We start from the raw sequence: 23,710 nt of genomic DNA, 5'->3' as shown, positions 1-23,710 counted from the left end.
GCTATTTCCGCTTGCCCGCGAGTGGGGCGATGGCCTCGATCTCGTTGGTCCAGATGCCGCCTGAATAGTTTTGCGGCAGCCGCGTGAACTGCTCCGGCGTATCGATTCCGGTCGAAAACTCGCCGCCCCGATAGGGGCCGAGCACGAAGACCTCGCTATTGGCCGCCCTCATGCGGCTGAGGAAGTGGTCCGGCCAGCCCCAGAGCCATGGGGCGACGTTGATCGGCACCATCACCATCGCGTTGTGGCAGGCTTTCGGCACCACGCCGCTCCAGCCATAACCGATATAGCCGAGCAGGCAGCTCTTGATCGTGGCGCGCGAGATCGTCCGGACATTTGGAAGGCGCTGGCGCACGATCTCGACCGGCTCGTCGCCGCCATAGACCATGATCTGCGCCCGGCGTTCGGCGGGGAGCTTGTCCAGCACGGCCGCCAGCTTCTCCCCCTCGGACGGGTCGCGGCTCTTGACGTTGATCAGCAGCCGCTGTTGCGGAAAGGCCGCCAGCACTTCGGCGAGCGTCGGCATCAGGCCGATGCCCTTGCCGCGAAACGGAAAGGTCTTGCCACCATCGGCTGTATAGCCATGGCCGATATCGAGCTTCTTCAAATAGGCCATGGAGTGTTCGCGCGTGACGCCGCGCCCGTCGGTGCGGCAATCCAGCGTCCAGTCGTGAAACACGGCGAATTCGCCGTCGGTTGTCGGGTGAACGTCGAGCTCGACGACATCGGCGCCGGCCGCAATGCTGGCTCGCATCGATACGATCGTGTTCTCCAGATACTGATGGCTTGACGGCAGCATTCGCGCCGCCGTGCAGGTATCGTTCTTCAACTCGCGCTCATCGAAGCGCTGGGCAATGCCGCGATGCGCGAGCAGGACGGGCTTGCCCTCCTGATGGGCGGCGAGATGATTGGTGTTGTTGAGGTATATGGCTGCGCCAAAGACGGCGATCGCCGCCGCCGCATATTTCAGTTTCTTGTTCAAGTCCTGCCCCCACGTGCGAGGCGCAGTGGCTAGACACAATTTCTGGTCGATTTGCGGCGGCGGATCGGAGAGGCGCGAAACGCATGCGTTGCGCATCGCGCCGAAGCCAACAGCGATTTCGTCCGCTATGTCGGCTTTGCGGACTGACGAGCGAATTTACGCCGCCCGCACCTCCGAGAGGAAGCGGTTGACCTGCCCGGCGAGATCCTTGGACTGCGAGGACAATTGCTCGGCCGCGCCGAGCACCTGATTGGCGGCAGCGCCGGTATCGTCGGCGGCCTTCTGGACGCCGGTGATGTTGGAATTGACCTCCTGGGTGCCGCGCGCGGCTTCCTGCACGCTGCGGGAGATTTCCTTGGTCGCGGAGCCCTGTTCCTCGATCGCGGCGGCAATCGCGGTTCCGATCTGGTCGATCTCGGCGATCACGTTCGCGACGTTCTGGATCGCCGTCACGGTCTGATCGCTCGCCGCCTGAATGGACGCGATCTGCTCGGAGATTTCGGTGGTCGCCTTGGCAGTCTGGCCGGCCAGCGATTTGACTTCGGAAGCGACGACCGCAAAGCCACGGCCGGCATCGCCGGCGCGCGCGGCTTCGATGGTCGCGTTCAGCGCCAAGAGGTTGGTCTGCGCGGCAATGCTCTGGATCAGTGTCACGACGTCGCCGATCTTCTGCGCGCCCTCAGCAAGCGAGCGGGCGGTCTCGCCGGTGCGCCGCGCATTATCGACGGCGCGGGCGGCGATTTCGGTCGATTGCGCGACCTGGCGGCCGATCTCGGAGATCGAGGAGGTCAATTCTTCGGTGGCGCTGGCAACCGTCTGCACGTTAGCCGAGGTCTGCTCGGAAGCAGCGGCGACGATCGCCGCCTGGCGGTTGGTGGCGGTCGCCGTCGACGACATCGACTGCGCGGTGTCTTCCATGACGGACGAGGCGGCCGAAAGTCCGCCCACGAGTTCGGTGACCTTGGCTTCGAACACGCGGGTGAGTTCGTCGAGCACCTGGGCGCGGCGCATCTTGCCGTCGTTCTCGGCGGCCTTCTCGGCGGCAAGACGTTCCGCCTCGATCATGCTGTCCTTGAAGACGCGCACGGCTGACGCCATCGCGCCGATCTCGTCGCCGCGGCCGGCGCCGGCGATTTCACCGGATACGTCGCCGCTGGCCAGCCGCGACATGGTGGCGGTGAGGTCGACGATCGGCTTACAGACGCGGCGGCGCACCATCACGATCAGCGTAGCGCTGGCGGCGACAACCGCGATCAGGCCCGCCAGCGCGATCAGGAAGCTGAAGCTCGCGGAGGAATAGGCCTCACCGAGCACCTGTTCAGCGTTGTCGTAGAACGCGTCGCGGACCGTGATGATGGACGCAAGACCGAGTTGCGTCTCTGCGTAGTAGGTCTCCATATCATGTTCATATTTGCCGCTGATGGCGCCATCCTTGACGAGCTTCAGCTCTTTGCCGAAGCGATCGACATAGGCCGCGTTCATCTTGTCGAGCGCCGCGGCCACATTGGCCGGCGTAGAGGGATTGCCGCGCAATTCCTGCAGCGACATCAAAATCTGATCGTTTCGCCCCTGCGAGCGGCTGATCTCCATCTTCTCGGCTTCAGTGGCTACCCGGTTGGCACCGATGAGATTCTTGTGCAGGCTGGAGTTGAGACCACCGACGTCGCGTAGCGTCCAGGCGATATTGGCGTAGCTTGCCTGCCGGTAGGCCGTGCCGTCGAGCAGCGCGATCTTGCGCACCTGCTCGTCGAGCAGCGTCGTGACAGCCTTGTTGAAGACGGAGTTGTCGGAGACGATTTTTTTGGCCGCATCGCGGCGGGCTTCCGGCGGACCGGTGAGGGCCTTGTCGATGGCTGCGCGCAGCGCGGCGAACTGGGTATTCAGGGCATCGATGCTGCTTCCGACGGCAGCACTGTCTTCGATCGCGCCCGCCAGGGTCGCCTTGACCCGGTTCATCTTGTCGCGCGCCCCATCGGTGTTCTTGCGATATTTGTCGAGTTCGGTGAGCAGTTTCGGATCCACGGCAGGAGGTCCGAACATGATGTTGGTGGCAAAGCCGCGCTCGGGATTCATGTAGCGCGGGATGTCGCCGACCGCGCGCACCACCTCCAGCCGGGTCTGCGCGACCGAGACCTTGTCCATGGTCTGGTACTTCGAAACCGCCACATAGACGGCGAGCCCGCCGCCGACGGCGGAAAGCGAAACGATGGCAGCGGTGAGGAGGGTACCGATTTTCATGGGATTTTAGGCCATTTGCGCTGGTAACGGATGTGCGGACTGCCAGTATAGGTGGTGCAAATTAATCCAGGGTTACGGTTGCACGTGTCACGCCGGCCCGTTCCAGTTGGTCTTGGCGATGGCGGGTGGTGCCGCGGCCTTAGCGACAAGGAGCGAGGAAATGAAGATCGTCATTATCGGCGGTACAGGTCTGATCGGTTCGAAATTGGCCCCGTTGCTCGCCTCGCGCGGTCATGAGGTGCTGCAGGCGTCCCCGAGCAGGGGGATCAACGCCGTGACCGGGGAGGGGCTGCAACCGGCGCTCGTGGGAGCCGACATTGTCGTCGACGTCTCGAATTCGCCCTCGTTCGAGGACAAGGCGGTGCTGCACTTCTTCGAGAGCGGAACACGCAACCTGATTGCGGCGGCGAAACAGGCCGGTGTGCGGCACTGCATTGCGCTGTCGATCGTCGGCACCGACCGGCTCGAGAGCAGCGGGTATTTCCGCGCCAAGCTGGCGCAGGAGCGGCTGATCGAAAATTCCGGGCTGGCCTACACGATCCTGCGCGCTACCCAGTTCTTCGAATTCGTCGGCGCGATCGCGGATTCCGGGCGCAGGGACGGCGAGGTTCACGTTTCCAGCCAGTTGATGCAGCCGTTGTTGTCCGACGAGGTCGCGGAAGCGCTGGCCGACGTGACGCTTGGCGAGCCTGCCAACGGCATATGCGAGGTCGCGGGTCCCGAAGCGGCGCCGCTCGCGGATTTCGTCGGCCGCTGGCTCCGCAAGCAGGGCGATGCCAGCAAGATCGTGGCAGGCGTGGACGTGCCATATTTCGGCGCGCCACTCGCGTTGCGCACGCTGGTGCCGGACGACGGCGCGCGGATCATGCCGACGCGTTTCGACGATTGGCTGAGTGGGGCGGCTACGTGAGATCGTCATCCCCCGCGAAGGCGGGGTATCCAGTACGCCGCGGCCTGTCGGTTCTATCACTGCTGTCTCTGGAATACTGGGTCACCCGCCTTCGCGGGTGACGACAACGGAATATGTGACAACGATCTCGCGACGCATTCGCGCCCGAGGTTTGCTCTCAACTTTCCGCCCTCTCCAAACTGAGGGCGCAGGGAAGACCGGGTGCTCGCTGCACCCGCGGTCTCGTGTGCAATTGCGCATAAAGGAAACGCACACGAGCATACAGGTACAGCGGGAGCATCCCGGCCTTCCCTGCGCAATGGCTTTACGGCTTACTTCGTGCTCTTCTCGGAGAACGGCTCTTTTGCCTCCGTCGCCGACGGGATAATTCCCGCCGACTTAACGCCAGCACCGCGGCGCCCGAACCACACGACTTCGCCGTACGCTCCCGTCTTCGCCAAGAGGCTTCGCCGGGTTTGGTACCGGTCCGCCGAAGCTTTAGCGAAGGCGGATCCTGCGCCTACGTCTTGCGCATTCAGCGTCCATCGCATCTCACCGCACGTTCGTGACGATCGCGAGCGCCCCTCAATGGGTGAGACGGGCGGAGTTATGCGACTGATTTGCCCCTCGCGTTAAGCGAAATATTTTTGATTCCCAGGCTTGACATCATTTCTGAAAATCCGAAGTGATTTGCCCACGGCGGATTTCACCCGGGGGCCGGCTCCTCCAGTCACCGGCTAAGAGACCGTTTGAAAACGGGGTGGGGCACCTCAAGCGTCCGTTGTTAGACTAGGCGACACCTTTTAGATTGGAACGACACCTTGGAGATTGGGAAACATGGCGCTCAAGCGGATGGACAACGTAGGAATCGTCGTCGAAGACCTCGGAGGGACGATTGATTTCTTTCGCGAACTCGGCCTCGAGCTCGAAGGGCGGGCCACGATCGAAGGAGAATGGGCCGGACGTGTCACTGGACTGGGCAATCAGCGTGTCGAGATTGCCATGATGCGCACACCGGACGGCCACAGCCGGCTCGAGCTCTCCCGCTTCCTCACGCCGCCTGTCGTCGCAGATCACCGGAAGGCCCCGGTCAACGCCCTAGGCTACCTCCGCGTCATGTTCGCCGTGGACGACATCGACGAGACGCTTGAAAGGCTGCGCACGCGCGGCGCGCAGCTCGTAGGCGAAGTAGTCCGGTATAAAGACGCGTATCGGCTCTGCTACATCCGTGGGCCTGAAGGGCTTCTCATCGGACTCGCCCAAGAACTCAGCTGAGCGCAATGCGAAGACAAATGGCGAAGAGCGACCAATGTCAGCGAGCGCGTCCGAGGCCGACCCGCCTGTCCGAGGTCCATCCCCTCACGGTCGGCCGCGTTCTCGCTAAACACGATTGGGTCGTCAACCCGGGCCGGGTCGCCCGCGAAAGCCGCCGTCAGCAGCCTAAGAGACCGTTTGAAACGGGGTGGCGGTTTGAGGCGGTCTCAAACGGACTCTAAGCACTCAGCGCGTCTCCTCTTCCGCATTCTTCGATGCGGATTTTGGCTGCGGCGCCTTTGAACCCATTTCCTGACAGGGCAGTTGCGTCCACGAGCCGTCGGCCGCCTGCTGATAGGCATGGCAGGAGGCGGAAGCGGGCGCTTCGCTCGTCTTTGCCGGTTGGGAATTCGTGTTGGAGTTCCTGGCGAGCGTCGGCGCTGCCAAAGTGAGGAGGGCGGCCGCCGAACCGAAGAAGATCGCTTGCCCTAACCGCATGGGAAATTCTCCTTTGTCGAAAACGATGCGTTCTTCCTAAAAAGGACTGTGGAATTTTTTGGGAATGCTGATGGACGTACCGGCACTTGCTTAACGTTCTGCTAACGCCTGAAGGCCGCCGACGCGCTGCAGCGCAAGGCGAATTCTATTCTCGGATATGGAACCAGTTTCTTCGGCCGTGCGTTGGCTTGGCATCATGCCGAGAGGCACGACCTCCATGCGTCGGGAAAAGTCACTCTTCAATGCGCTGCTCACCCATTTTTTGATGGGCGTGGCGCTTGGACTAACGCTGGTCCTGTTGCTCGGCCTCATCGATGCCTTCCATGTCAGAGACCTCGTCGCCAAGAGCGACGCACCTGTTCAGACCACGGTGATGCTGGTGACGACCTACGGGCTAATGTTCGGCATCGGCGCAGCGCTGACCGGTTTGGTGTTGACACTGGAAGAAGAGAGCTGAGGTCGGACGGACCGCGATCAGCGGCGCAGGCGGGCAATCGTGCCGGCGGTGATCTGCATGGCGACGCCGACCACCCATCCGGCCATGATCATCCAAATCCATGCCAAATGCGGATCGTGGCGCAGCACGATCAGGCCGACGCAGGCGAACGCCGAGAGCGCCGCGAGGAAGGTCCCGATCGAGCTGAGCAGTTCCGGCGTATCCACTCCGTCGACCCAGGCGTCATCGGGAGGCCGGCCGTTCGATGCGGTGAAGCGCAGCGGCGTATCGATTCCGAGATAAAAGCCGATGGCGCCACCGACCATCATCAGCAGCAGGAACGCCTGATTGGTGAGTGCAGCGTGGCTCGTCCCTACCAGAGCGGCGACAAACAGCCCGCTTGCGGCGCCGGCCATGGCAAGCCCAAGGCGTTCCAGGACATGGGCGACTTTTCGAACGCCGGTTTGCATCACGGTGAGCCCGCCGGTTATGGAGGGAGCTTAGGACGGTTCCCAATAAGGTGGAAGCAACTTAGCGATGCAGATAGTGCGCCGAATTGATACAGCGCAAGATGCGCTCGGTCTGTAGAATTGGCTATGCCTGTTTCGATGGGAGACGCGAACATGAGCCTGTTGGGTACGCCATTCGATCCCGCGCGCGAGGCCGCGCTCGTCACCGGCGCGGGCAACGGGATCGGCCGCGCGATTGCGCAGGCACTGGTGGGCGAGGGCGTCCGCACGGTGTTTGCCGATGTCAACCGGGACACGGTCACGGCGGCAGCCAAAGCGTCGCCGCGGCCGGAACTGGCCGTGCCCTGGGTCGGCGATCTCGCCGATCCCGCGGCGCGCGAGGCGCTGCTGGCTGACGCCGCGTCTGCCGTCGGGCGCGTCACGCATTTCGTGCACAGCGCCTCGCCGCCGCGGCGCGAGGCCGATCATGCGCTCGGCGTCACCACGGAGATTTGGGCGCAGATGCACGCGGTGAATCTGGACGCCGGATTCCACCTCTGCCGCGAACTGGCGCGCAAGCTGATCGCGGAAAAACAGCCTGGCTCGTTCCTGCTGCTGACCTCGCTGCATGCCGGCACGCCGCGCAACCTGCCGCATTACTCGACGGCGAAGGCGGGGCTTTCGATGCTGGTGAAGGAATTGGCCAAGACGTTCGGCCGCTTCAACATTCGCGTCAACGCGCTTGTGCCGGGCGCGATTGCGGCCGGCGGCTTCGTCGCCGATCCCGCGCTCGCAAGACACATTCCGCTCGGCCGGCTCGGCCAGGCCGAAGACCTTGCGCCGCTGGCGCTGGCGGTGCTGTCGAACCGGATATCGGCCTATGTCACGGGCGCGGCGATCGTGGTCGACGGCGGCCTGTCGCTGACGAACTGGTTCGAGCCGCCGGAGTTGGGGGATTTGTAGGGGCTTGTAGGTGGGCAAAGGCGCGCTTGCGCCGTGCCCACCACATCGCCGCGGCGGCGCACTAACGGTGGGCACGCTTCGCTTTGCCCATCTTACAAGACCATCAGATGGCGCCGCCTTGATGCTTCGCGTGCCATTTCGGGCCGGGGCCGCGCATGTAGTGCAGCTCGGGACGATAGGGGTTGCGGGCAAGGTCGAGCAGAACCTGCAATCGCGCGGCGACCTGGTTCAGGTATCGAAGAAGCGATTGCATGGCCAACATGGCGACCTCTCAATGCGGCTTGCCGAGCACGGACGAAAACGGCAGGGCGAAGATTTCGACGTTGAGATCGTCGCTCGCATGCAGCGTCCAGTCGCGCCAGTCTTCCGGGCACTGCGCCGTAATCAGCGACTGCACGACACGGGCGGCGTGGTCACGCGCTTCGGCCAGATTTCCGACGGCAAGGCCACGCTGAACGATGCGTGCGCCCTCGGAATTGGAGCAGTGGAAATAGACCAGTGCCATGTCCGACTCCCGCGATTGCGATTCACGCTGAAAAAATATCAGGCGGAAGACCGGCTTGATATTCGGGGAGATTGCGGGGCGGGATACTACGGGGGCGAGCGGCCTCGAGTGGAACCGCGATCCCAAGAGGTCCCAAGGCTTGTCCTAAAATTATCTACTGCGGCAGGAGGAACGAGATTTTCGGTTCGGCCGTTTTGACGAGGAAGCCGCGACATTCGAATCGCTGCGGCGAGGACGAATGCAACCCCGGGAGAGCGACATGATGTCGGAAATGCAGATCCACACGATTGCACGTCAGATGATGGAGAAGCACGGCCTCACCGCGATCGCGCAAGCCGCACACAATGCACAGGCTTGCGAGAGCAGCGGTGACATCGAGGAAGCCAAGGAATGGCGTCATATCGAAGACGCCATGAAGCTGATGCGAGGCCCGCATCAGAGCTAGCGGATTTGTCTCGGATGCCGCGCGGCACAGCGCGCGGCATCCGGGACACGCAGTTACTTACCGCAGCGGCATCGGCGGGCGGACCACCGGCGCGCCGTCGTCAGCCATGGTTTGCTGCGGCGGTGCCGGCGGCGCGGGGGCGGCGGCTGGCGGCGGAGGGGGGACATAGGCGGCTTGAGCCGGTGGATAGTAAGCCGGCTTCGGCTTCCGGACAGGCGCGACAGGCGCATTCGCGGATCGGGGCGGCGGCGCGGCTGTTACCCTCGGGCGAAAATTCTGTTCGGGTCGGACCTCAGCAGCCCTCGCTTCCGAAGCCTTCATTTCGGCAGCCTTGGCAAATTCCCGCGCCATTTGCGCCTGGCTTGCCTTGAGCTGCGCGATAGTCGCCTTCAGCTCCTCGACCTGCTGGCCCATCGCGGCGAGATCCTGCGCCATCGATTGCAACTGGGTCGATTCCGCGGAGGGAGTAGCCGCGGCAGTAGCTGTGGGTTCGGGTTGAGCCGGTGCTGCCGTTGCCGCCGGCTCCGCTGCGGCCTGATCGGTTGCTGCGTCTGAAGCGGCCGGCGTGCCCGGTTGCTCGGCCACGGCGGGCTTGGCCGCCGAAGGCAAGGCAGCCAGCACGAAGGGCGGCGCCCACTCGGCAGCCATCGCCTTGGCCTGATCGCCATAATGCTGCCAGGCGGCAGCAGCAATGGCGCCGACAAGGGCCAACAGCGCCATCACCACGCGCTTCGTCCACTTGGCCATTGGCCGCTCGCCGGCGGCGTTCAGGCCACCCAGCTTGATCTCCTCGCCCGGTCTGATGTTGTCGACTTGGACATCGCGCATCTGGACATCGCGCATGTCGGTGGCGCGAAACGTCGGTTCGACCTGCGGGGTCGGCGCGCTGATCGAAATCGCGGGCGCGACGTGAATCTGCGGCTTGGCCGCGGCTTGAACTTGCGGCTTGGCCGCAGCTTGGACTTGCGGCGGTGCCGCGACTTGGACTTGCGGCTTTGCCGCGACGTCAACTTGCGGCGCGACATGAACCTGCGGCGCTGCCGGATGGACTTGCGGCGCTACGGGAGCGGTGGCCGGATCGTGGGCCAGCGGCGGCGCCTTGTGGGCGTGCGCGGCCAGCACCGTTTCGATCGCAAAAACGTCGTGCGGATCAGCCTCTTTCAGTGTTGGCGTGGATTGCATTGGCGGTCCCTTACTCAGTCCAATGTCACCCGGATCGGGGCGGCAAGCATGCTCTGCTGCGTGGAAAACCTCTGCCCATGCCGCCACACGGCCAGCGAGGTTTGACCAAAGCAAGGCAAGAGCGTGGAGAGGTTAGGGCTACGGCTTCCCCCCGCGGGCTGGAACCCGGGCGCAGAGATCATATCTGCAGGCGGCCGGGCACGGGGGATTTGCATGCCATTTGCCGTTCATCGCGGACACAGGATTCACTACACGGTGGAGGGCGAGGGGCCGCTGGTCGTGCTGCAGCACGGCCTGCTGATGGACGCCGGAACGTGGAAGCAGGTCGGATTCGTCGATGCGCTGACTGATAGATACCGCGTTGCATGCGTGGACTCGCTCGGCCACGGGTTGAGCGACAAGCCTTTCGACAGCCATCGCTACCGTCAGGAGCAGCGCGCCGGCGACATCGTCGCCGTAATCGACGATATCGGCTGTGCCAGCGGCCATCTGGTCGGACATTCGATGGGAGCGTGGCTCGGTGTCGGCGTCGCGAAATATTACCCCGAGCGCCTGTCGTCGCTGGTGCTCGGCGGGTGGGATGTGGTCAACGGCCTGCCGCCGACAAGCCAGGGACCGTTGCAGTTCGACGCTTTCATGAAGTTCGCACGGCTGACGGCGCCGCACCTGACCCGATGGGTCACGACGGAATCGGAGCCCGGCGTACGGGCCTGCTTCGATGCGCTCGGTCAACTCGATGGCGCCGGCCATGCCGTGCTGGGCGCCGGCTTTCCCGCAATGATCTGGGAGGGGAAGAGCGATCCCGCGCACGACCGGCGAAAGGCATTCGCAGATGCCAACGGTCTACGTTTCCTGTCAACGGCCGGAGATCACCTCGGAATGGTGTTCGGCCACGGCGCGGAAAGCGCGAAGGGCATACGGATGTTTCTGGATCTGGCGCAGAGCGCCTCAGGTGCGCGGTTGGCCGGGGCTTAGAGGACGGCGCCTGTAGCGCCAGGTGGATGCCTGGCGTGCCACTTTGGGCCGGGGCCGCGCATGTAATGCCGCTCGGGACGATAGGGATCGCAGGCGCGCTCGATCAGGTGGTGCCACCGTGCCATGATCGCATCCAGGCGGCGAAGCAACATGGCAATCTCTCAGTGCGGCTTGCCGAGCACGAAGGCGAAGGGCAGAACGAAGAGCTCTTCGTCGAAATCGTCGCTGACATGCACGACCCAGTCGCGCCAGTCTTCCGCGTCCCGCCCCATAATGAGCGACCGAACGATGCAGGCGGCGCGGTCGCGCGCCTCGGCGAGGTCGCTCACCGCTTCGCCGGATCGGTCGAGCCGGACTTCCCGGGAGTTTGAGCAATGGAAATAGACCTGGGTCATGTCGGGCCTCCTGTTGCAGGCGATCTCTATTGTTGGTCGCAGGCTAGCCGGACAAGGTTCTGGGACTCTGTGAGGCACATCACAGTCGTTGCTTAAGATTTTGTTAAGACTGTAATGGTCAAACTTTAGGCATGGAATCGCAGCGGAACCGGACCTCCCGAGCCGGCAGTTGCAAGAGAAGGTCGGCGGCGTAACGCCCGCCGGCCTTTTCTCTTGGCGACCCGCAGCAATCGTCGCTGATATTCACGGCGCTGTGAATTCGCCTCCGGAACCAAGCATCTTACCTGCCCGTTCGCTCTTCATCTTCACATGGAGAATGAGCGATGACGAAACTGACACTGCTCGGCGCGGCTGCCATCCTTGCGATGGGGCTCGCGACGCCTGCGCTGTCGCAGGAAGCCACCCAGGAGCCCGGCATGATCGGGTTCACCCACCCGAACTCCGACTATCTGCTCGGCGGATACGGCGTGCGCACGCCGAGCCGCTATGACTACAGCTACTACGGCCCGTACTACGGCCCGCGCGTGTATCATCGCCCGGCCTATGTCGGCGGACCGGTTGGCGTGGCTGCCGGCGTGGCAGTCGGAACGGCAGCCGCGATCGCGGGCGCGCCGTACGTCGATTCATATGCCTATTATGACGGGCCCGGCTATTGGTAGAGCGGGACCGGCAATTGCAAAAAAGCGGCCGCAGGGCCGCTTTTTTGTTGGCTGCTTGGACCTTCAGCGGGTGGCTGCGGCGTAGGACGACAGCAGCGCGAAGATGATCGTGGTCAGCGCGGTCGCGCCGAGGACGAGTGCTAGCGCCTTTCCAAGGCCATCGAGGCGGCTCAGGCCTTGCATGAGGAAGGTCTGCATGGTTCCAGTGTCATCATCCAATGTTCGGAGGGGTGAGGTCTCATGAGCAACCGTATTCTCGTCCTTTACGGCTCCTACCGTTCCGACCGCATGGGCATTCGTCTCGCGCAATTTGTCGTCGAGGGGTTTCGTGCGCGCGGCGATGATGTTGAATTGATCGACGCCAAGGCGATCGGCCTGCCGATGCTGGACCGGATGTACAAGGAATATCCGAAAGGCGGCGCGCCCGCGGCGCTCGAGAAACTGGCGGAGCAGATCCGCACCGCCGACGGTTTTGTGTTCGTGACCGGTGAATACAATTGGGGCATCCAGCCGGGGCTGAAAAATCTCACCGACTATTTTCTGGAAGAATGGTTCTGGCGGCCGGCGGCGATCGCGAGCTATTCGGCTGGCCGCTTCTCCGGCGCACGCGCCGCGCTCGCCTGGCACGGCACGCTTTCGGAAATGGGCATGGTGGTGATTTCGAGCTCGGTCGCGGTCGGGCCGATCGTGCAGACGCTGAGCGAAGACGGCAAGCCGATCGGCGAGGGCGGCAAAGCGCTGGCGCACGCGTTTCCGCGCTTTGCGGACGATCTCGTGTGGTGGATGGAGGCGGCAAGGACGCAGCGGGAGCGCAAGCAGCCGCCATATTGAGGGGCATATCTCCCATGCCTCGAATGGAGCGCAATGTTGGCGAAAACGCACCCACTTTTCGCCACGGCTGGACAGCAGATTGCGAATTGTCTGCCATCTTCCGCCTTCCTTGAGCTGCCGCGGGCAGCTCGTCCATTTGCTTCATGCACGGGTAGAATTGATGTCGCCAACGAAAGCGCGCTGCGGCCTGCTTGTTCTTGCGTTCATGGCCGCGCTCTCCGGCCCGGCTGTCGCGCAGAATCTCGATCAGGGTAAACCGGCATCGAAACTGTTCGCCGAAGGTTGCGCATCTTGTCATCGCAGCCCGCGCGGGCTCGCCAAGGGCCGCTTTCATCTGACGCTCTATCTGTTCCTGCAGAAGCACTATTCCAGCGGTGCGAGCTCGGCCTGGGCGCTGACGTCCTATCTGGAATCCATCGATAGCGGAAAGCGCGTCGCGGCGAAGCCGCAGGCAGCGTCAGCCGCGGCGCGATCATCGATGCGTCCGCCGGCGCCGGTGCCGGCGCGATAGGCCGCGCGCGCCGCCATCGCTTGCTCACGGCAACGCTGCGAAATCTCCCCGACGCGGCCATCTTTTCGACTTTTGCCGGCATAGCATCATGAGCATGTGTGGTGGCGGGGAGTAATGACGATGGTAGTGGCTGAACTTCAGACCAAGGTGGAGAAGTACGAGAGCCGGGCCGGCAAGTGCGAAGCAAAGGCCAAGGAGGCCACGGACAAGGCGCAGCAGGCCTTCTACGAGGGGCTCGCCGGCTACTACGCAAGCCTGGCCACAGATTTCCGCAAGATCCTCGAGAAGCGAACCGCGTAAGCGGCACGATGTATAGGGCGGATTAGCGTCGGCGTAATCCGCCATTCGTTGTCACGCGAAGAGACCGGCGGATTACGCTAGCGCTAATCCGCCCCACGAGATGGCATACGCGTATTCACGCGCCGCCGATCGCGCGGGTGATCGTTCCGCCGCCGCCGCAATTGGGGCAGGGAGCGCCGTTGATGCGGCCGTTGCCGTGACATTCGGGGCAGATGTCGTCGCCGGTGCCGGGCGTTCCGCGCGGTGCTTCATCGCCGGGATTGAGCATTGAATTCGCCGCCTGCATCTGGGCGTTCGAGCGCGTTTTAGTGCTTTGCGAATTTGGCGCCTTGTTCCGCATGGTGCTTGCCTCCTTCAGAGATTTGCGACAACGCCGTTGCGGGGAGGAGGTTGCGAGGATGCGCAACCTTCGCCCCTGCGAAAGCGTTGGAACGACATGACGGAACACCCGACGATGCACCCCATGACGGGCTTCAACCCATCGGAGCCCGCAGTCCTGCACGACCGCACGAGCGACCAGATCATCACCTGGATCGGTGATGAGGCCGACGACTTCCGCCGCTCCAGCCGCGCGCGCGACGACGGCACGGTGGCGTGGCGGCAATATGTGTTCGACGGTTGGGGGAATGTGATGGGTGGGTGAGAAAGGCCGTGTAGGGGCTACGGCTGCCGCGATATCTCCTTGCCGCGCTCCGCGAGCTTCACCATCACCTGCAGCGCCTGATTGGTCGGCGTCGCAATGCCGAGTTCGGCGCCCTTGCGCACCACATGGCCGTTGAGGAAGTCGATCTCGCTGGGCTTGCCGCGGGCGAGATCCTGCGCGGTGGACGACATCTGGTTCGGCATCATGGCGGGGATGTTCAGGATATGCTCGAGGAGGTCGTCTGGAATCGAAACACCGCAGGCGCAGGCGACGGATATCGCTTCCTGCACCGCGCTTGTGACGACATCCCGCGTGCCCTTGACTTCCAGCATCGGCCCGTAGGCGATACCCGCCACCGCAGACAGCGCGTTGAAGGCGCAGTTGATGATCAGCTTGCTCCATAGCGTCCGGTCGATATCGTCGGCGATCGTGATGCCGATGCCGGCGGCCTGAAGCATCTCGGCCAGCGCTGCGCTCGCGGCCGAGGGGCCGATGGCGAGATCACCGCCGCCGTGATGTCTGACGTGGCCGGGGCCGGCCATCTCGCTGCCGACATAGACGACGACGGGAATGACGGCGTGGCCGGTGACGGCAGAGAGACGCGGTGCATTGTCGACGCCGTTCTGCAAGCTGAGCACGGATGTTCCCGGCCGCAGGTGCCCAGCGAGCGAACGGCCGGCCTGTTCGGTATCGGCCGATTTCACGCAGACCAGCACCAGATCGGGCGCGGCGAGGGTAGTCGTGTCGGTCGCGGCGCGGGCGGGCAGGTACTCCCTGAAACTCTTGGTGTCCAGCAGCAGGCCATGGGCGTTGATGGCGTCGACATGCGGCCGCCGGCCGATGAAGGTCACGTCATGTCCGGCTTTGAGCAGCAGTCCTCCATAATAGCATCCGACCGCTCCGGCACCGACGACTGCGACTTGCATGTATATCTCCCGTTCGGCTGAGTGGGTCGGGTAGCTGATCTGAGCCGATGCCGCAATTCCGGGGCTGACCTCTAATTCCTGTGACCCAATCACCACACTCGAACCGAATTGCGTTGAGGGAGCCATCGCTGATCGCGTCCGGCCACGCTTCCGCCCGGATTCGGGCCCGCGATTGCCGCGTGTTGGTTTTCGGCTTGGGCTGGGGCGCGAGCGGGGGAATGCAACATGTCTTCCATTGGCTGCACCAGTACTTCGTGCGTCGACGTCGGCCGGACTCAATTTGAAGCGCGATCAATCACGGCCGAGCGCGCCGGGAAGTTCATACGACTGCTAGCTGTCACGCTGGGAGCGGCATCGCTTGCGGCTTGCGCGCAGTCCTCGGTCGTCACGCAAAAAGCGGAGCTTCGCACCAGCCGGCAGGCGTCGCTCGATCAGGATCGAACGACATCATCAATGATAAAGCGGCGCGTGGCCTCCGTGAGAAAGCACACCGCCTCGCGCAGGAATGCAGGCAGCATCAAGACGAACTCGCATGGGATTGCCAGCTTCTACACCGAGGGAACGAAGACCGCGAGCGGCGAAAAGTTCAACACGCTCGAAATGACCGCCGCCCATCCGACGTTGCCGTTCGGCACCAAGTTGCGCGTGACAAACCTCGCGAGCGGCCGGTCGGTGACGGTGCGGGTCAATGACCGCGGTCCCTATGTTCAGGGTCGTATTGTCGACGTCTCCTATTCCGCGGCCGACGCGCTGGGAATGGTGGGAAAGGGTGTTGCCAAGGTCAAACTCGACGTCGTGCAGTAGCTGACGAGGTGAACGGGTCCGTGGGGCTGATCGGCCTTACGACCCGCTGATAGCGATGGCCTCAAACCTGCGTTTCGGATGCGTCAGCAGTTCGGCGCTCTCGACGATGCGCATTTCCTCGGTCCCGCTCTTCGCGGTGCGCTCCAGCACGGCAAAGATGGCCGACGCCGCGTGGCTGAGCGCTTCCGGCGTGTCGGCGCTACGGACGTGGGCGGAGACCAACAGCGCGGCAAAGAGATCGCCGGTGCCGTTAGGGCTGATCGGCAGTTTCGGCGTGCGCACGCGCCACGCCTTTGCGCGCTCGACGGCCAGCGTCTCGATCTCGCCTTCCGGCGTATCGGCCAGCTCGGCGCTGGTGATGACGACCGTCCCGCGCGCCATGAACGCGCGCGCTGCCTTCAGCACCTGATCGATCGAGGCTGCCTTCGTTCCGCACAGCCATTCGAACTCGAAATGATTGGGCGTGATGATGTCGGCGAGCGGACACAGAAGATCGCGCACGAGCGGCGGGATGTCGGCGTGGACGAACAGGCCGCGGTCGCGATCCCCGAGCACGGGATCGCAGCAATAGCGCAGCGCCGGGTTACGAGTCTTGGCGCGCGCGACGAACTCCGCGACCACGTTGGCGTTCTCGGCCGAGCCGAGATAGCCCGATAAAATCATCTGCGCGGCGTCGACCGCGCCGCGCTCCTCGATGCCGCGCAGGAGATCGGCGACGAGATCTGCATCGAGCACGCGGCCGCGGAGGGTCGGATAGCCCGGCCGGTTGGAAAGCAGCGTGGTCGGCACCGCCACCACGTCGATCCCGTGCACCTGCATCGGAAACACCGCGGCGCTGTTGCCGACATGGCCGAAAGCGACCTGCGACTGAATCGAAATCACGTTCATGCGGATAAGTCTGGGAAATGCCGAGTTGCCGGGGCGGGAACCCGCCGAGGTTAACACATTGGTTATTTGTTTGCGGGCATTTTCACGATCCTATTCAAAAGGGAGTCACCATGTCTGACGTCACCATTCCCGGCGGCCGGATTCGTTCTTTCGTTGAGCGGATCGAGAACATCGACAGCGAATTGCAGGAGCTGAACGAGCAGAAGAAGGAAGTGTTTTCGGAGGCCAAGGGCGAAGGGTTTGACGTGAAGATCCTGAAAGAGATCATCAAGCTGCGCAAGCAGGACCAGGACGAGCGCGACGAGCGCGAAAGCCTGCTCGATCTCTACATGCGCGCCATGGAAACCGCGCCGCCGGAGAAGGAAGCGAAGGCGGCGTAGATGGCGGCCCCACCAATTCATCGCGAGAGCAGTGGATTACGCGGCACAGTATGAGAGGGCGGAGCTCGCGGCTTACCCCTCTCCCCAACCCTCCCCCGCAAGGGGGGAGGGAGCCTGACGAGCGTGCTCACCTAACAGAACCATACGGTCGTTCTGGTCTGCACCGTCAGGGACGCAGTGCGGATGGGTTCCCTCTCCCCTTGCGGGAGAGGGTTGGGGAGAGGGGCGCCGCTTGCTCCGCTTCCTAATGGAACCTCCGACTCGTGCTGCGCTTTCTGCTTCCCCCGCCTGCAATGCGGAAAATTCCAGCGAACCCATACGGCTGGTCGAGCGACCAACGGCCGGTTCCGCATTCTGCCACCGCATGTGTGCATTGCAACAATCGACTATTGCAGCGCAGCAAAATGATTATTAGGTCCGTATTTCAAGCTACCTATGGAGAATTGAAGTGAAGAAGATTTCCCTGTCCATCGCTGCCGCCGCTGTGCTCGCGATGACGGCTGCAACTGGTGCTGTCGCAGCCGAGTTGCCGTCCTATGAAAAGGCGGGTTTACCGGTTTCGGCCGTGCAGGTTCAGGCGCTGGGCGCTGAAAACGTCCAGGAAGCATCGCCGGTCGCCGCGTCGGCCACGCCGTTTCAGCTCAGCGTCCTGACGCCGCGGAACAGGATCACCACCGCACAAGGCCAGACCGACACCACCGGTCGCGCCGTTCGCTGAACACTACCGTTAGATCGGCGCTTGAGCTGGCGCCGGCTGAGCGCCTTGCCGAAGTTTCAAAAGCCCGCGATGTCGTCGCGGGCTTTTTCGTTATGAGCGCGTGCGGCATCCGCGCGTAAGCGCGAAGCAAACGCGTTGTTAAGAATTGGCCCGCGCTGATCTGCGCGATTCCGATTCGTTCTTTGCGAACAAATTGGAGTCGGATGAAGAACAAAGCTGTGTGCTGGGCTCGGACCGATGACCACCAGGAGAGAATAGGCTAGCCTCAACGAAAGCCAATCATCCTCCAGCGAGCGCTTGGCCATGCACATTCTTCGCCCCCAGTTTCGCATCGAGGAGAGCCGCGCGCTCGCGTTTGCGGCCGAGCGCGGTTTTGGCGTGATCGTTGCCGCGGACGAGCGCGGCCCGCGCGCCTCGCATGTGCCGTTTGTGCTCCAGCAGCACGACGATCGCGTGATCGTCCAGATCCATCTCACGGCCCAAGAATCCGCTCGTCGAACTCGCCGACGGCAACAGGCGCTTCCTGCTAATCGTCTCGGGCGACGACGCCTATGTCTCCAACGACTGGTATGCCTCGCGCGACAACGTCTCGACCTGGCTCTACGAGGCCGTGCATCTCTCCGGCGTCGCGCGGTTGGCCGAGCGCGACGAGAACCGCGCCCACGGCGACGCGCTGCTCGCGGCCGCCGAGGCGCGCCTGCCGAAGCAGCCCTGGGACCTCGCGCAGATGGAGCCCACCAAGCGCGAGACGATGCTCGCCTCGATCCGCGTCATCGACCTCGTCGTCGATGAGATCGAGGGCCAGGCAAAGCTCAACCAGCACAAGAGCGACGAGGACCACGTGGCGGTGGCGAATAAGCTCGCGCGCGCGGAGGAGACGGGGAGTAGGCGGTTGGCCGAGAGGATGCGGACGCTGCGGCCGGGGCTGGGGTATGACGTTGAGCAGTAGCGCGGATGAGCCAACGGGTCGAGCACGGCATCCGCGCTGCGCAAGCACGAAGCAAACGCGTCGTTAAGAATCGGCTCGCGCTGATTTTCACGATTCCGATTCGTTCCTTGCGAACAAAATAGAGTCGGATGCAGAACAAAGCTGCGGTGCTGCTTTTTCTCTGCTGACGCCGTCGCTATCGCATTCGTGCGAGCTGCGTAACGCGTGGCATCAAAAGATCGGCTTGCCGATCGCAACCTCACTGCGCGGACCCAGCACGATCACATTACCTTCCGCATCCTTCGCGCCGAGGATCAGGAGTTCGGACGTAAAACCCGCGATGTTCTTCGCACCGAGATTGCAGACGCACACGACGAGCGAGCCGAGCAGTGCCGACGGCTCATAGTTCGTCACTTGCGCGCTCGACCACATGATCCGGTCAGCGCCGACATCGACGCCGACCTTGTAAGACGGATTGCGCGCGCGGGGAAACGGCTGCACGTCCACGACCTTGCCGATCCGGATATCGAGGCGGGCGAAGTCGTCGTAGGTGGCTTGGGGTTTTAGTGGGGACATGGCGTCGGTCTCGGTTGGTAGGTGGGATTTCAGAGAATAGCGAGTAGGGCGGATGATCCAACGGGTCGAGCACGGCATCCGTGCCACGCAAGCACGAAGCAAACGCGTTATTAAGAATTGGCTCGCGCTGATTTGCACGATTCCGATTCGTTCCTTGCGAACAAAATAGAGTCGGATGCAGAACAAAGCTGTGACGCTGCTTGTCTCTCCGCTTCAGGTGAGCATCGGCTGGCGTTATGATCATCCGATCGAGCAGGGCGCGAATTGATGGCGAAGAAAACAGCCAAGCGTGCGTCGCGACACACGATCCTCGTGATCGACGTCGGCGGTTCGCGCGTGAAGGTCATGACGAGCAGGGAGCGAACCAGGCGCGCGTTTGCGTCCGGTCCCGAGCTATCAGCGAAAGTGATGGTGAGGAAGGTCAAGGCGCTGACGAAGGACTGGTCCTATGACCTCATCGCCGTCGGGTATCCGGGACCTGTGGTCAACAACCGGCCCTTGTCGGAGCCTCACAATCTCGGTCAGGGGTGGGCCGGCTTCAATTTCGAAAAGGCCTTCGGCCGGCCGACGAAGGTCGTTAACGATGCGCTGATGCAGGCGATCGGCAGCTACCAGGGCGGCCGGATGCTTTTCTTAGGGCTCGGAACGGGTCTCGGCTCTGCGATGATCGTGGATGGCATTCTGGAACCGATGGAGCTCGCTCACCTGCCGTACCGCAACGGCAAGACGTTCGAGCAATGCGTCGGCGCCGCAGCCCTCAAGCGCTTTGGCAGGAAGAAATGGCAACGCTCGGTCGATGACGTCCTGAAGCGTCTGCTCGCTGCATTGGAGCCGGATTACGTCATGCTGGGCGGCGGAAACGCCGACAAGATCGACAAGCTGCCGCGCAAGGTCCGCCTCGGCGCCAACACCAATGCGTTCGAGGGCGGATTTCGGCTGTGGAAGAAGGGGGCAGTCAAACCGCGCGGTGCACGCCGATAGAGAATGCTGCCCTGGCGGCGTCAGTGCGTAGGGGCAGGCTATTGACGATCAGGGTCTGGTCGTTCGGTCGATGGCTCGACCTCTTGCTCCCAAGCGCCCTCAAACGGCCGGGACACTGTCGCCGTCTGGTTGCCCCGGATATCGGATGGCCGCGTGATCCTGCGCTCGTAGTGGGAGGCCAGTTGCAGCAGCCGCCTCTTGACCAACGGGTCAGCTTGCTCGGCGAGGGCCCTGACTGTCCTTGCCCTTTCCCTGCAAAACTCGTCGTCCATATCCGTCCCCGGAACTCGAGCACCATGGGCGAAAGTGTAGGGCAGGTGGTTTGAACCGCGTGTGGGCCAGATCACAGATGCAGGTCGAGTGCCCCGGGGTGAAACGGACTGCGCCATCGTCGGGACCCTTTTGTTTTGGTGAGCGGGTTCCCAGCATCGCGCACAGCCCGTAAGCTGTGTCAGCCGAACGCGCCCCACCTCTCGTCAGAGATCGTCGCGGAACGCCGATCGAAGACGGAGCGAAGGAGAAGAGAACAGCGAAAAGCTGCGACACGGCGCATGGCGTAAAAGGGGAGGACACCGATGCCGCTGTCTATCGACCGCCGTCGCGCGCTTGCGCTCCTTGGCTCTTCCGTCGCCGCGCCGTGGCTTGTGCCGCGTGCGGGACGCGCGGCAGAGGCCTGGCCGATCCGGCCCGTGAAGTACGTCAACGGCTTTCCAGCCGGCGGCGCCACCGACACGCTCTCGCGCCTGCTCTGCCAGAAGATGAGCGAACTGTCCGGACAATCTTTCGTGGTCGAGAACAAGGCCGGCGCTGGCGGCGTGCTGGGCACGGACGCGGTCGCAAAGGCGCCGGCGGACGGCTACACGGTCGGGCTCGGCGGCATCGCCTCCAATGTGCTCGCGATCGGCAGCTACGCAAAACTCCCGTATCGCCCGCGCGAGGATTTCACCTTCATAACAGGCATGTGGCAATTGCCGAACATCCTGAGCGCGAAGAAGGACCTGTTCTCCGCGGACCTGAAGGAATTGCTCGCGGCCTTCAAGAAGGAGCCGGGCAAATACACCTACGCCTCCGCCGGCTTCGGCACCACGCTGCATCTCTCCGGCGAGATGCTGAACAGCATGGCCGGCGTCCAGCTCCGCCACGTGCCCTATCGCGGCGCAGCTCCAGCGCTGAATGACCTGCTCGGCGGCAATGTCGATCTGCTGTTCGACAATCTACCGGGCTCGCTGCCAAGCGTGCGCTCGGGTGCGATCCGGCCCGTCGCGGTCACCGCGAAGAAGCGGATCGCGGAGCTGCCCGACGTGCCCGCGTTCGCCGAATTGCTGCCCGGCTACGAGATGACCTCATGGACCGCGCTGATCGGCCCCGCCAACATGCCGCCCGACCTCGTCGCGCAGATCAACGCGCTCACCGCAAAGGCCTTGAACGACCCCTGGCTCAAACAGCGCTACGCCGACTTGGGCGCCACTACGTGGCCGACCACCCCGCAGGAGATCATGGCCTATCGCGACAGCGAGGAAGCGCGGCTGCTGCCGATCATGAAGGCGGCGGGGATCAAACCGGAGGGTGGGTAAGGGAAGGGGTGCTCGTGGTCTCCGAGGCATGCCTGCCGAGATCGCCCTGAGTTTGCGCAGATCGCATGACAAACGAGAGCGCCGCGTCTCGCGCCTGCGAGACGCTTGCCTCCTTCGGCCAACGCGACCCCTCCTCAGGGAACACCTGTTTCGCTGCGGCGTTCCTGCTCGAGAGGAGGAATTCGCCATGAAATTTAGAGCATTGTTCATTGCAGCAGCCGTGCTGCTGATGCCGACCGCCGCACTGGCGGCGCCGGGCATCGTTACTACCACAGTCAGCCTCAAGGCTGGGCCCGGTGAAGGCTTTCCGACCGTCGACCGCATTCCCGGCGGCACCCGTGTCAACATCCATGGGTGCTTCAGAGGCAAGGCCTGGTGCGATGTGAGCTGGTCGGAGGATCGGGGCTGGGTGTCGTCGCGATATCTCCAATATCTCTACCGCAACCGCTACGTCTATCTGCCCGACTATGTCGACGAGATCGACGTTCCCATCGTGCCGTTCGTGCTGACCACGTACTGGTCGAGCCACTATGCGGCACGTCCCTGGTATCACCGCCGCGCCCACTGGAGCGGCTACTGGCGATCGCATGAGCGTGTCGCGACGCGGTTGACGATCGACCGCTCGGCGGCCCGGATCGGCCGCGCGGCGGTCGCGCGCGACGCTGCGCTCCCCGAGGCAAGGACGCGTGCAAATGCGCGTGTTGGTGTCGAGGAGAGGTCGCGTGCCCGTGTCGAGGAACGGACGCGCGCCGGTGTGACGGAGCGGAGCCGCGCCGGTGTGACGGAACGCGTGACGCGGGAGAGGGACATCACGACGCGTGATGCGCGCGAACGCGCGGTGGTGCGGGACCGCATGACGCGCGAAGACGCGCGGACGGCGCGAGAGAACGCGCGGATCACGCGTGAGAGCGCAAGATCAACGGTGCGCGAGCAGCCGATGGTCCGCGGTGGACGTACGCAGCAGACGCCGCCGATCGTGGCACGCGGCCATGACGAACCGCGTGCAGCTGCGCCGCGGATGGAGCGTGCCACGCCCCGCATGACGCAGCCCGATGCGGCGCGCGGTGGCGGCGGCCCGCCGAACGTACGCGCGCAGCAGGCGCCGGCCCCGGCCGCCCCGCGTGCAGCAGCGCCCGCGCCGCAGGGCGGCGGCGCGCCGCAGATCGCACCGCGCGGTGGCGGTGGCGGTGGACCGGGCGGCGGCGGAGGCCCCGGTCAGGACAGGCGATAGTGAACGAAAAGCCCGGCCTTGAGCCGGGCTTTTCTTCTGCTCGACGATCATTCGGACCACGCTTGGGTACTACGCTGCTCCAGGCGTGCATGGCGGGCTAGTTAGCGAGCGGGAACCGCCGCGAAATCGCCACAACTGCCGAAATTTCTGGCTGTTCCGCGATCTCTGGTGTCGGAACACACTACCCTGCCGCTCGTTCTAATTGGCGTAACAGCTCAACGCGTTCGACAGGAGTGTCCATGCGAAATGTCATTCTTCCAATTGTCACTGCCTTAGCGCTTGGTGCAGCGACACCTGCCGTTGCCTTCGATTCCGGTGACCAGATTTCGATGGAGACCGCGCTCGACGTCGCGACCGGTCTCGGCGTCATGACGGTGTCCTATACCCAGTTCCAGGGCGATCAGTGGGAGATCAAAGGCCGCGACCGCGCGGGCCGCTGGATGGAAGTCTATGTCGACTCGCGAACCGGCGAGGTGCGCCACATGAATCGCGGATGGTAGTGGCGTTCTCACCGGCGAGTAGCGCGTAGCGCGTAGCCCGCATGAGCAA

Annotated in this window: 32 protein-coding genes and 1 pseudogene; 19 read left to right on the top strand and 14 right to left on the bottom strand. The window is 63.6% G+C overall.

Going from position 1 to position 23,710, the window contains the following annotated elements; translation table 11 throughout:
* Position 1 precedes the first annotated feature (1 nt).
* Positions 2-982 (bottom strand): glycerophosphodiester phosphodiesterase family protein, encoded by a 981-nt coding sequence (locus V1292_RS27360; protein WP_334375719.1) that lies wholly within the window; start codon positions 980-982, stop codon positions 2-4.
* A 156-nt stretch (positions 983-1,138) separates the two neighbouring features.
* Positions 1,139-3,220: a methyl-accepting chemotaxis protein gene (locus V1292_RS27355; RefSeq protein ID WP_334375718.1), complete on the bottom strand. Its 2,082-nt coding sequence runs from the start codon at positions 3,218-3,220 to the stop codon at positions 1,139-1,141.
* Between the two features lie 160 nt (positions 3,221-3,380).
* Between V1292_RS27355 and V1292_RS27350 the strand changes: the two genes are divergently transcribed.
* Positions 3,381-4,130, top strand: a complete 750-nt coding sequence (locus V1292_RS27350; RefSeq protein WP_334375717.1) for an SDR family oxidoreductase — start codon at positions 3,381-3,383, stop codon at positions 4,128-4,130.
* Positions 4,131-4,946: 816 nt separating this feature from the next.
* The gene (locus tag V1292_RS27345) at positions 4,947-5,384 is read left to right on the top strand and encodes a VOC family protein (protein ID WP_334375716.1); all 438 of its coding nucleotides are present in this window, start codon (positions 4,947-4,949) and stop codon (positions 5,382-5,384) included.
* Positions 5,385-5,609: 225 nt separating this feature from the next.
* Here V1292_RS27345 and V1292_RS27340 read toward each other — a convergent pair whose 3' ends face one another.
* Positions 5,610-5,861 (bottom strand): hypothetical protein, encoded by a 252-nt coding sequence (locus V1292_RS27340; RefSeq protein ID WP_334375715.1) that lies wholly within the window; start codon positions 5,859-5,861, stop codon positions 5,610-5,612.
* A gap of 217 nt (positions 5,862-6,078) precedes the next feature.
* Between V1292_RS27340 and V1292_RS27335 the strand changes: the two genes are divergently transcribed.
* Entirely contained in the window at positions 6,079-6,318 is a 240-nt protein-coding gene (locus V1292_RS27335; protein ID WP_334375714.1) for a hypothetical protein, read from the top strand.
* 17 nt (positions 6,319-6,335) lie between these two features.
* On the opposite strand, the gene V1292_RS27330 is transcribed toward V1292_RS27335, so the two are convergent.
* Positions 6,336-6,767 carry a hypothetical protein gene (locus tag V1292_RS27330; RefSeq protein WP_334377179.1) on the bottom strand — a complete coding sequence of 144 codons (432 nt, stop codon included), beginning with the start codon at positions 6,765-6,767 and terminating at the stop codon, positions 6,336-6,338.
* Between the two features lie 153 nt (positions 6,768-6,920).
* On the opposite strand from V1292_RS27330, the gene V1292_RS27325 reads away from it, so the two are divergent.
* Positions 6,921-7,709 carry an SDR family NAD(P)-dependent oxidoreductase gene (locus tag V1292_RS27325; protein ID WP_334375713.1) on the top strand — a complete coding sequence of 263 codons (789 nt, stop codon included), beginning with the start codon at positions 6,921-6,923 and terminating at the stop codon, positions 7,707-7,709.
* 103 nt (positions 7,710-7,812) lie between these two features.
* On the opposite strand, the gene V1292_RS27320 is transcribed toward V1292_RS27325, so the two are convergent.
* Together V1292_RS27320 and V1292_RS27315 are read right to left on the bottom strand one after the other, a co-directional pair.
* Complete coding sequence (locus tag V1292_RS27320) at positions 7,813-7,971, bottom strand: hypothetical protein (RefSeq protein WP_334375712.1); 159 nt, start codon at positions 7,969-7,971, stop codon at positions 7,813-7,815.
* Between the two features lie 9 nt (positions 7,972-7,980).
* Entirely contained in the window at positions 7,981-8,214 is a 234-nt protein-coding gene (locus tag V1292_RS27315) for a DUF6894 family protein (protein WP_334375711.1), read from the bottom strand.
* 259 nt (positions 8,215-8,473) lie between these two features.
* Here V1292_RS27315 and V1292_RS27310 point away from each other — a divergent pair, with 259 nt between their 5' ends.
* Positions 8,474-8,659, top strand: a complete 186-nt coding sequence (locus tag V1292_RS27310; RefSeq protein WP_028346367.1) for a hypothetical protein — start codon at positions 8,474-8,476, stop codon at positions 8,657-8,659.
* Between the two features lie 57 nt (positions 8,660-8,716).
* Here V1292_RS27310 and V1292_RS27305 read toward each other — a convergent pair whose 3' ends face one another.
* Entirely contained in the window at positions 8,717-9,841 is a 1,125-nt protein-coding gene (locus tag V1292_RS27305; RefSeq protein ID WP_334375710.1) for a hypothetical protein, read from the bottom strand.
* Positions 9,842-10,054: 213 nt separating this feature from the next.
* On the opposite strand from V1292_RS27305, the gene V1292_RS27300 reads away from it, so the two are divergent.
* Positions 10,055-10,816, top strand: a complete 762-nt coding sequence (locus V1292_RS27300) for an alpha/beta fold hydrolase (RefSeq protein WP_334375709.1) — start codon at positions 10,055-10,057, stop codon at positions 10,814-10,816.
* On the opposite strand, the gene V1292_RS27295 is transcribed toward V1292_RS27300, so the two are convergent.
* Together V1292_RS27295 and V1292_RS27290 are read right to left on the bottom strand one after the other, a co-directional pair.
* Positions 10,813-10,968, bottom strand: a complete 156-nt coding sequence (locus tag V1292_RS27295) for a hypothetical protein (protein WP_334375708.1) — start codon at positions 10,966-10,968, stop codon at positions 10,813-10,815. The two genes, V1292_RS27300 and V1292_RS27295, sit on opposite strands and share 4 nt — an antisense overlap.
* Positions 10,969-10,977: 9 nt before the next feature.
* The gene (locus V1292_RS27290; protein WP_334375707.1) at positions 10,978-11,211 is read right to left on the bottom strand and encodes a DUF6894 family protein; all 234 of its coding nucleotides are present in this window, start codon (positions 11,209-11,211) and stop codon (positions 10,978-10,980) included.
* 323 nt (positions 11,212-11,534) lie between these two features.
* Between V1292_RS27290 and V1292_RS27285 the strand changes: the two genes are divergently transcribed.
* Complete coding sequence (locus V1292_RS27285; RefSeq protein WP_334375706.1) at positions 11,535-11,870, top strand: hypothetical protein; 336 nt, start codon at positions 11,535-11,537, stop codon at positions 11,868-11,870.
* 63 nt (positions 11,871-11,933) lie between these two features.
* Here V1292_RS27285 and V1292_RS27280 read toward each other — a convergent pair whose 3' ends face one another.
* On the bottom strand, positions 11,934-12,068 hold the full coding sequence (locus V1292_RS27280) for a hypothetical protein (RefSeq protein ID WP_334375705.1): 135 nt from the start codon (positions 12,066-12,068) through the stop codon (positions 11,934-11,936).
* A gap of 42 nt (positions 12,069-12,110) precedes the next feature.
* Here V1292_RS27280 and V1292_RS27275 point away from each other — a divergent pair, with 42 nt between their 5' ends.
* From V1292_RS27275 to V1292_RS27265, 3 genes are all read left to right on the top strand, one after another.
* Positions 12,111-12,701 carry an NADPH-dependent FMN reductase gene (locus V1292_RS27275; RefSeq protein WP_334375704.1) on the top strand — a complete coding sequence of 197 codons (591 nt, stop codon included), beginning with the start codon at positions 12,111-12,113 and terminating at the stop codon, positions 12,699-12,701.
* Positions 12,702-12,861: 160 nt separating this feature from the next.
* Positions 12,862-13,212: a hypothetical protein gene (locus V1292_RS27270; RefSeq protein ID WP_334375703.1), complete on the top strand. Its 351-nt coding sequence runs from the start codon at positions 12,862-12,864 to the stop codon at positions 13,210-13,212.
* Between the two features lie 120 nt (positions 13,213-13,332).
* Positions 13,333-13,512, top strand: coding sequence for a hypothetical protein (locus tag V1292_RS27265; RefSeq protein ID WP_028346363.1), 180 nt, complete (start codon positions 13,333-13,335; stop codon positions 13,510-13,512).
* 115 nt (positions 13,513-13,627) lie between these two features.
* Here V1292_RS27265 and V1292_RS27260 read toward each other — a convergent pair whose 3' ends face one another.
* A complete protein-coding gene (locus V1292_RS27260) occupies positions 13,628-13,852 on the bottom strand; it encodes a hypothetical protein (RefSeq protein ID WP_334377243.1) in 225 nt (74 codons plus the stop codon).
* Between the two features lie 123 nt (positions 13,853-13,975).
* On the opposite strand from V1292_RS27260, the gene V1292_RS27255 reads away from it, so the two are divergent.
* Complete coding sequence (locus tag V1292_RS27255) at positions 13,976-14,155, top strand: hypothetical protein (RefSeq protein WP_334375702.1); 180 nt, start codon at positions 13,976-13,978, stop codon at positions 14,153-14,155.
* 17 nt (positions 14,156-14,172) lie between these two features.
* On the opposite strand, the gene V1292_RS27250 is transcribed toward V1292_RS27255, so the two are convergent.
* Positions 14,173-15,081, bottom strand: a complete 909-nt coding sequence (locus V1292_RS27250) for a ketopantoate reductase family protein (RefSeq protein ID WP_334375701.1) — start codon at positions 15,079-15,081, stop codon at positions 14,173-14,175.
* A gap of 225 nt (positions 15,082-15,306) precedes the next feature.
* On the opposite strand from V1292_RS27250, the gene V1292_RS33975 reads away from it, so the two are divergent.
* Positions 15,307-15,885 (top strand): septal ring lytic transglycosylase RlpA family protein, encoded by a 579-nt coding sequence (locus V1292_RS33975; RefSeq protein ID WP_442895569.1) that lies wholly within the window; start codon positions 15,307-15,309, stop codon positions 15,883-15,885.
* Positions 15,886-15,921: 36 nt separating this feature from the next.
* Here V1292_RS33975 and pdxY read toward each other — a convergent pair whose 3' ends face one another.
* Entirely contained in the window at positions 15,922-16,773 is an 852-nt protein-coding gene (gene pdxY / locus V1292_RS27240; protein WP_334375699.1) for a pyridoxal kinase PdxY, read from the bottom strand.
* Positions 16,774-16,883: 110 nt separating this feature from the next.
* Here pdxY and V1292_RS27235 point away from each other — a divergent pair, with 110 nt between their 5' ends.
* The 3 genes and pseudogenes from V1292_RS27235 to V1292_RS27225 all read left to right on the top strand — a co-directional run bounded on the left by V1292_RS27235 (position 16,884) and on the right by V1292_RS27225 (position 18,820).
* The gene (locus V1292_RS27235; protein ID WP_065744950.1) at positions 16,884-17,153 is read left to right on the top strand and encodes a DUF2312 domain-containing protein; all 270 of its coding nucleotides are present in this window, start codon (positions 16,884-16,886) and stop codon (positions 17,151-17,153) included.
* Positions 17,154-17,601: 448 nt separating this feature from the next.
* Positions 17,602-17,871, top strand: a complete 270-nt coding sequence (locus V1292_RS27230; RefSeq protein WP_334375698.1) for a hypothetical protein — start codon at positions 17,602-17,604, stop codon at positions 17,869-17,871.
* Positions 17,872-18,174: 303 nt separating this feature from the next.
* Positions 18,175-18,820, top strand: a pseudogene (locus V1292_RS27225) (FMN-binding negative transcriptional regulator).
* A 210-nt stretch (positions 18,821-19,030) separates the two neighbouring features.
* On the opposite strand, the gene V1292_RS27220 reads toward V1292_RS27225, so the two are convergent.
* The gene (locus tag V1292_RS27220) at positions 19,031-19,375 is read right to left on the bottom strand and encodes a tRNA-binding protein (protein WP_334375697.1); all 345 of its coding nucleotides are present in this window, start codon (positions 19,373-19,375) and stop codon (positions 19,031-19,033) included.
* A gap of 267 nt (positions 19,376-19,642) precedes the next feature.
* Between V1292_RS27220 and V1292_RS27215 the strand changes: the two genes are divergently transcribed.
* The 4 genes from V1292_RS27215 to V1292_RS27200 all read left to right on the top strand — a co-directional run bounded on the left by V1292_RS27215 (position 19,643) and on the right by V1292_RS27200 (position 23,661).
* Positions 19,643-20,356 (top strand): ROK family protein, encoded by a 714-nt coding sequence (locus V1292_RS27215; RefSeq protein ID WP_334375696.1) that lies wholly within the window; start codon positions 19,643-19,645, stop codon positions 20,354-20,356.
* A 575-nt stretch (positions 20,357-20,931) separates the two neighbouring features.
* On the top strand, positions 20,932-21,930 hold the full coding sequence (locus V1292_RS27210; RefSeq protein ID WP_334375695.1) for a Bug family tripartite tricarboxylate transporter substrate binding protein: 999 nt from the start codon (positions 20,932-20,934) through the stop codon (positions 21,928-21,930).
* Positions 21,931-22,117: 187 nt separating this feature from the next.
* The gene (locus V1292_RS27205; RefSeq protein WP_334375694.1) at positions 22,118-23,161 is read left to right on the top strand and encodes an SH3 domain-containing protein; all 1,044 of its coding nucleotides are present in this window, start codon (positions 22,118-22,120) and stop codon (positions 23,159-23,161) included.
* Positions 23,162-23,400: 239 nt separating this feature from the next.
* The gene (locus tag V1292_RS27200; protein ID WP_028346352.1) at positions 23,401-23,661 is read left to right on the top strand and encodes a PepSY domain-containing protein; all 261 of its coding nucleotides are present in this window, start codon (positions 23,401-23,403) and stop codon (positions 23,659-23,661) included.
* Positions 23,662-23,710: the final 49 nt, after the last annotated feature.

This window comes from Bradyrhizobium sp. AZCC 1719 (assembly GCF_036924525.1).
GTDB lineage: Bacteria > Pseudomonadota > Alphaproteobacteria > Rhizobiales > Xanthobacteraceae > Bradyrhizobium.
The sequence above is the reverse complement of the archived record's forward strand: the minus strand, read 5'-3'. Positions and strand labels throughout refer to the sequence as shown.

Coding starts and splice junctions, on each gene's coding strand:
- V1292_RS27260 (WP_334377243.1), bottom strand. CDS start 13,852: ATGCGGAACAAGGCGCCAAATTCGCAAAGCACTAAAACGCGCTCGAAC.
- V1292_RS27295 (WP_334375708.1), bottom strand. CDS start 10,968: ATGTTGCTTCGCCGCCTGGATGCGATCATGGCACGGTGGCACCACCTG.
- V1292_RS27330 (WP_334377179.1), bottom strand. CDS start 6,767: ATGCAAACCGGCGTTCGAAAAGTCGCCCATGTCCTGGAACGCCTTGGG.
- V1292_RS27280 (WP_334375705.1), bottom strand. CDS start 12,068: ATGCAGACCTTCCTCATGCAAGGCCTGAGCCGCCTCGATGGCCTTGGA.
- V1292_RS27335 (WP_334375714.1), top strand. CDS start 6,079: ATGCGTCGGGAAAAGTCACTCTTCAATGCGCTGCTCACCCATTTTTTG.
- V1292_RS27325 (WP_334375713.1), top strand. CDS start 6,921: ATGAGCCTGTTGGGTACGCCATTCGATCCCGCGCGCGAGGCCGCGCTC.
- V1292_RS27285 (WP_334375706.1), top strand. CDS start 11,535: ATGACGAAACTGACACTGCTCGGCGCGGCTGCCATCCTTGCGATGGGG.
- V1292_RS27255 (WP_334375702.1), top strand. CDS start 13,976: ATGACGGGCTTCAACCCATCGGAGCCCGCAGTCCTGCACGACCGCACG.
- V1292_RS27275 (WP_334375704.1), top strand. CDS start 12,111: ATGAGCAACCGTATTCTCGTCCTTTACGGCTCCTACCGTTCCGACCGC.
- V1292_RS27205 (WP_334375694.1), top strand. CDS start 22,118: ATGAAATTTAGAGCATTGTTCATTGCAGCAGCCGTGCTGCTGATGCCG.
- V1292_RS27270 (WP_334375703.1), top strand. CDS start 12,862: ATGTCGCCAACGAAAGCGCGCTGCGGCCTGCTTGTTCTTGCGTTCATG.
- V1292_RS33975 (WP_442895569.1), top strand. CDS start 15,307: ATGTCTTCCATTGGCTGCACCAGTACTTCGTGCGTCGACGTCGGCCGG.
- V1292_RS27235 (WP_065744950.1), top strand. CDS start 16,884: ATGTCTGACGTCACCATTCCCGGCGGCCGGATTCGTTCTTTCGTTGAG.
- V1292_RS27345 (WP_334375716.1), top strand. CDS start 4,947: ATGGCGCTCAAGCGGATGGACAACGTAGGAATCGTCGTCGAAGACCTC.
- V1292_RS27210 (WP_334375695.1), top strand. CDS start 20,932: ATGCCGCTGTCTATCGACCGCCGTCGCGCGCTTGCGCTCCTTGGCTCT.
- V1292_RS27265 (WP_028346363.1), top strand. CDS start 13,333: ATGGTAGTGGCTGAACTTCAGACCAAGGTGGAGAAGTACGAGAGCCGG.
- V1292_RS27350 (WP_334375717.1), top strand. CDS start 3,381: ATGAAGATCGTCATTATCGGCGGTACAGGTCTGATCGGTTCGAAATTG.
- V1292_RS27220 (WP_334375697.1), bottom strand. CDS start 19,375: ATGTCCCCACTAAAACCCCAAGCCACCTACGACGACTTCGCCCGCCTC.
- V1292_RS27300 (WP_334375709.1), top strand. CDS start 10,055: ATGCCATTTGCCGTTCATCGCGGACACAGGATTCACTACACGGTGGAG.
- V1292_RS27340 (WP_334375715.1), bottom strand. CDS start 5,861: ATGCGGTTAGGGCAAGCGATCTTCTTCGGTTCGGCGGCCGCCCTCCTC.
- V1292_RS27315 (WP_334375711.1), bottom strand. CDS start 8,214: ATGGCACTGGTCTATTTCCACTGCTCCAATTCCGAGGGCGCACGCATC.
- V1292_RS27200 (WP_028346352.1), top strand. CDS start 23,401: ATGCGAAATGTCATTCTTCCAATTGTCACTGCCTTAGCGCTTGGTGCA.
- pdxY (WP_334375699.1), bottom strand. CDS start 16,773: ATGAACGTGATTTCGATTCAGTCGCAGGTCGCTTTCGGCCATGTCGGC.
- V1292_RS27320 (WP_334375712.1), bottom strand. CDS start 7,971: ATGTTGGCCATGCAATCGCTTCTTCGATACCTGAACCAGGTCGCCGCG.
- V1292_RS27290 (WP_334375707.1), bottom strand. CDS start 11,211: ATGACCCAGGTCTATTTCCATTGCTCAAACTCCCGGGAAGTCCGGCTC.
- V1292_RS27250 (WP_334375701.1), bottom strand. CDS start 15,081: ATGCAAGTCGCAGTCGTCGGTGCCGGAGCGGTCGGATGCTATTATGGA.
- V1292_RS27355 (WP_334375718.1), bottom strand. CDS start 3,220: ATGAAAATCGGTACCCTCCTCACCGCTGCCATCGTTTCGCTTTCCGCC.
- V1292_RS27310 (WP_028346367.1), top strand. CDS start 8,474: ATGATGTCGGAAATGCAGATCCACACGATTGCACGTCAGATGATGGAG.
- V1292_RS27215 (WP_334375696.1), top strand. CDS start 19,643: ATGGCGAAGAAAACAGCCAAGCGTGCGTCGCGACACACGATCCTCGTG.
- V1292_RS27305 (WP_334375710.1), bottom strand. CDS start 9,841: ATGCAATCCACGCCAACACTGAAAGAGGCTGATCCGCACGACGTTTTT.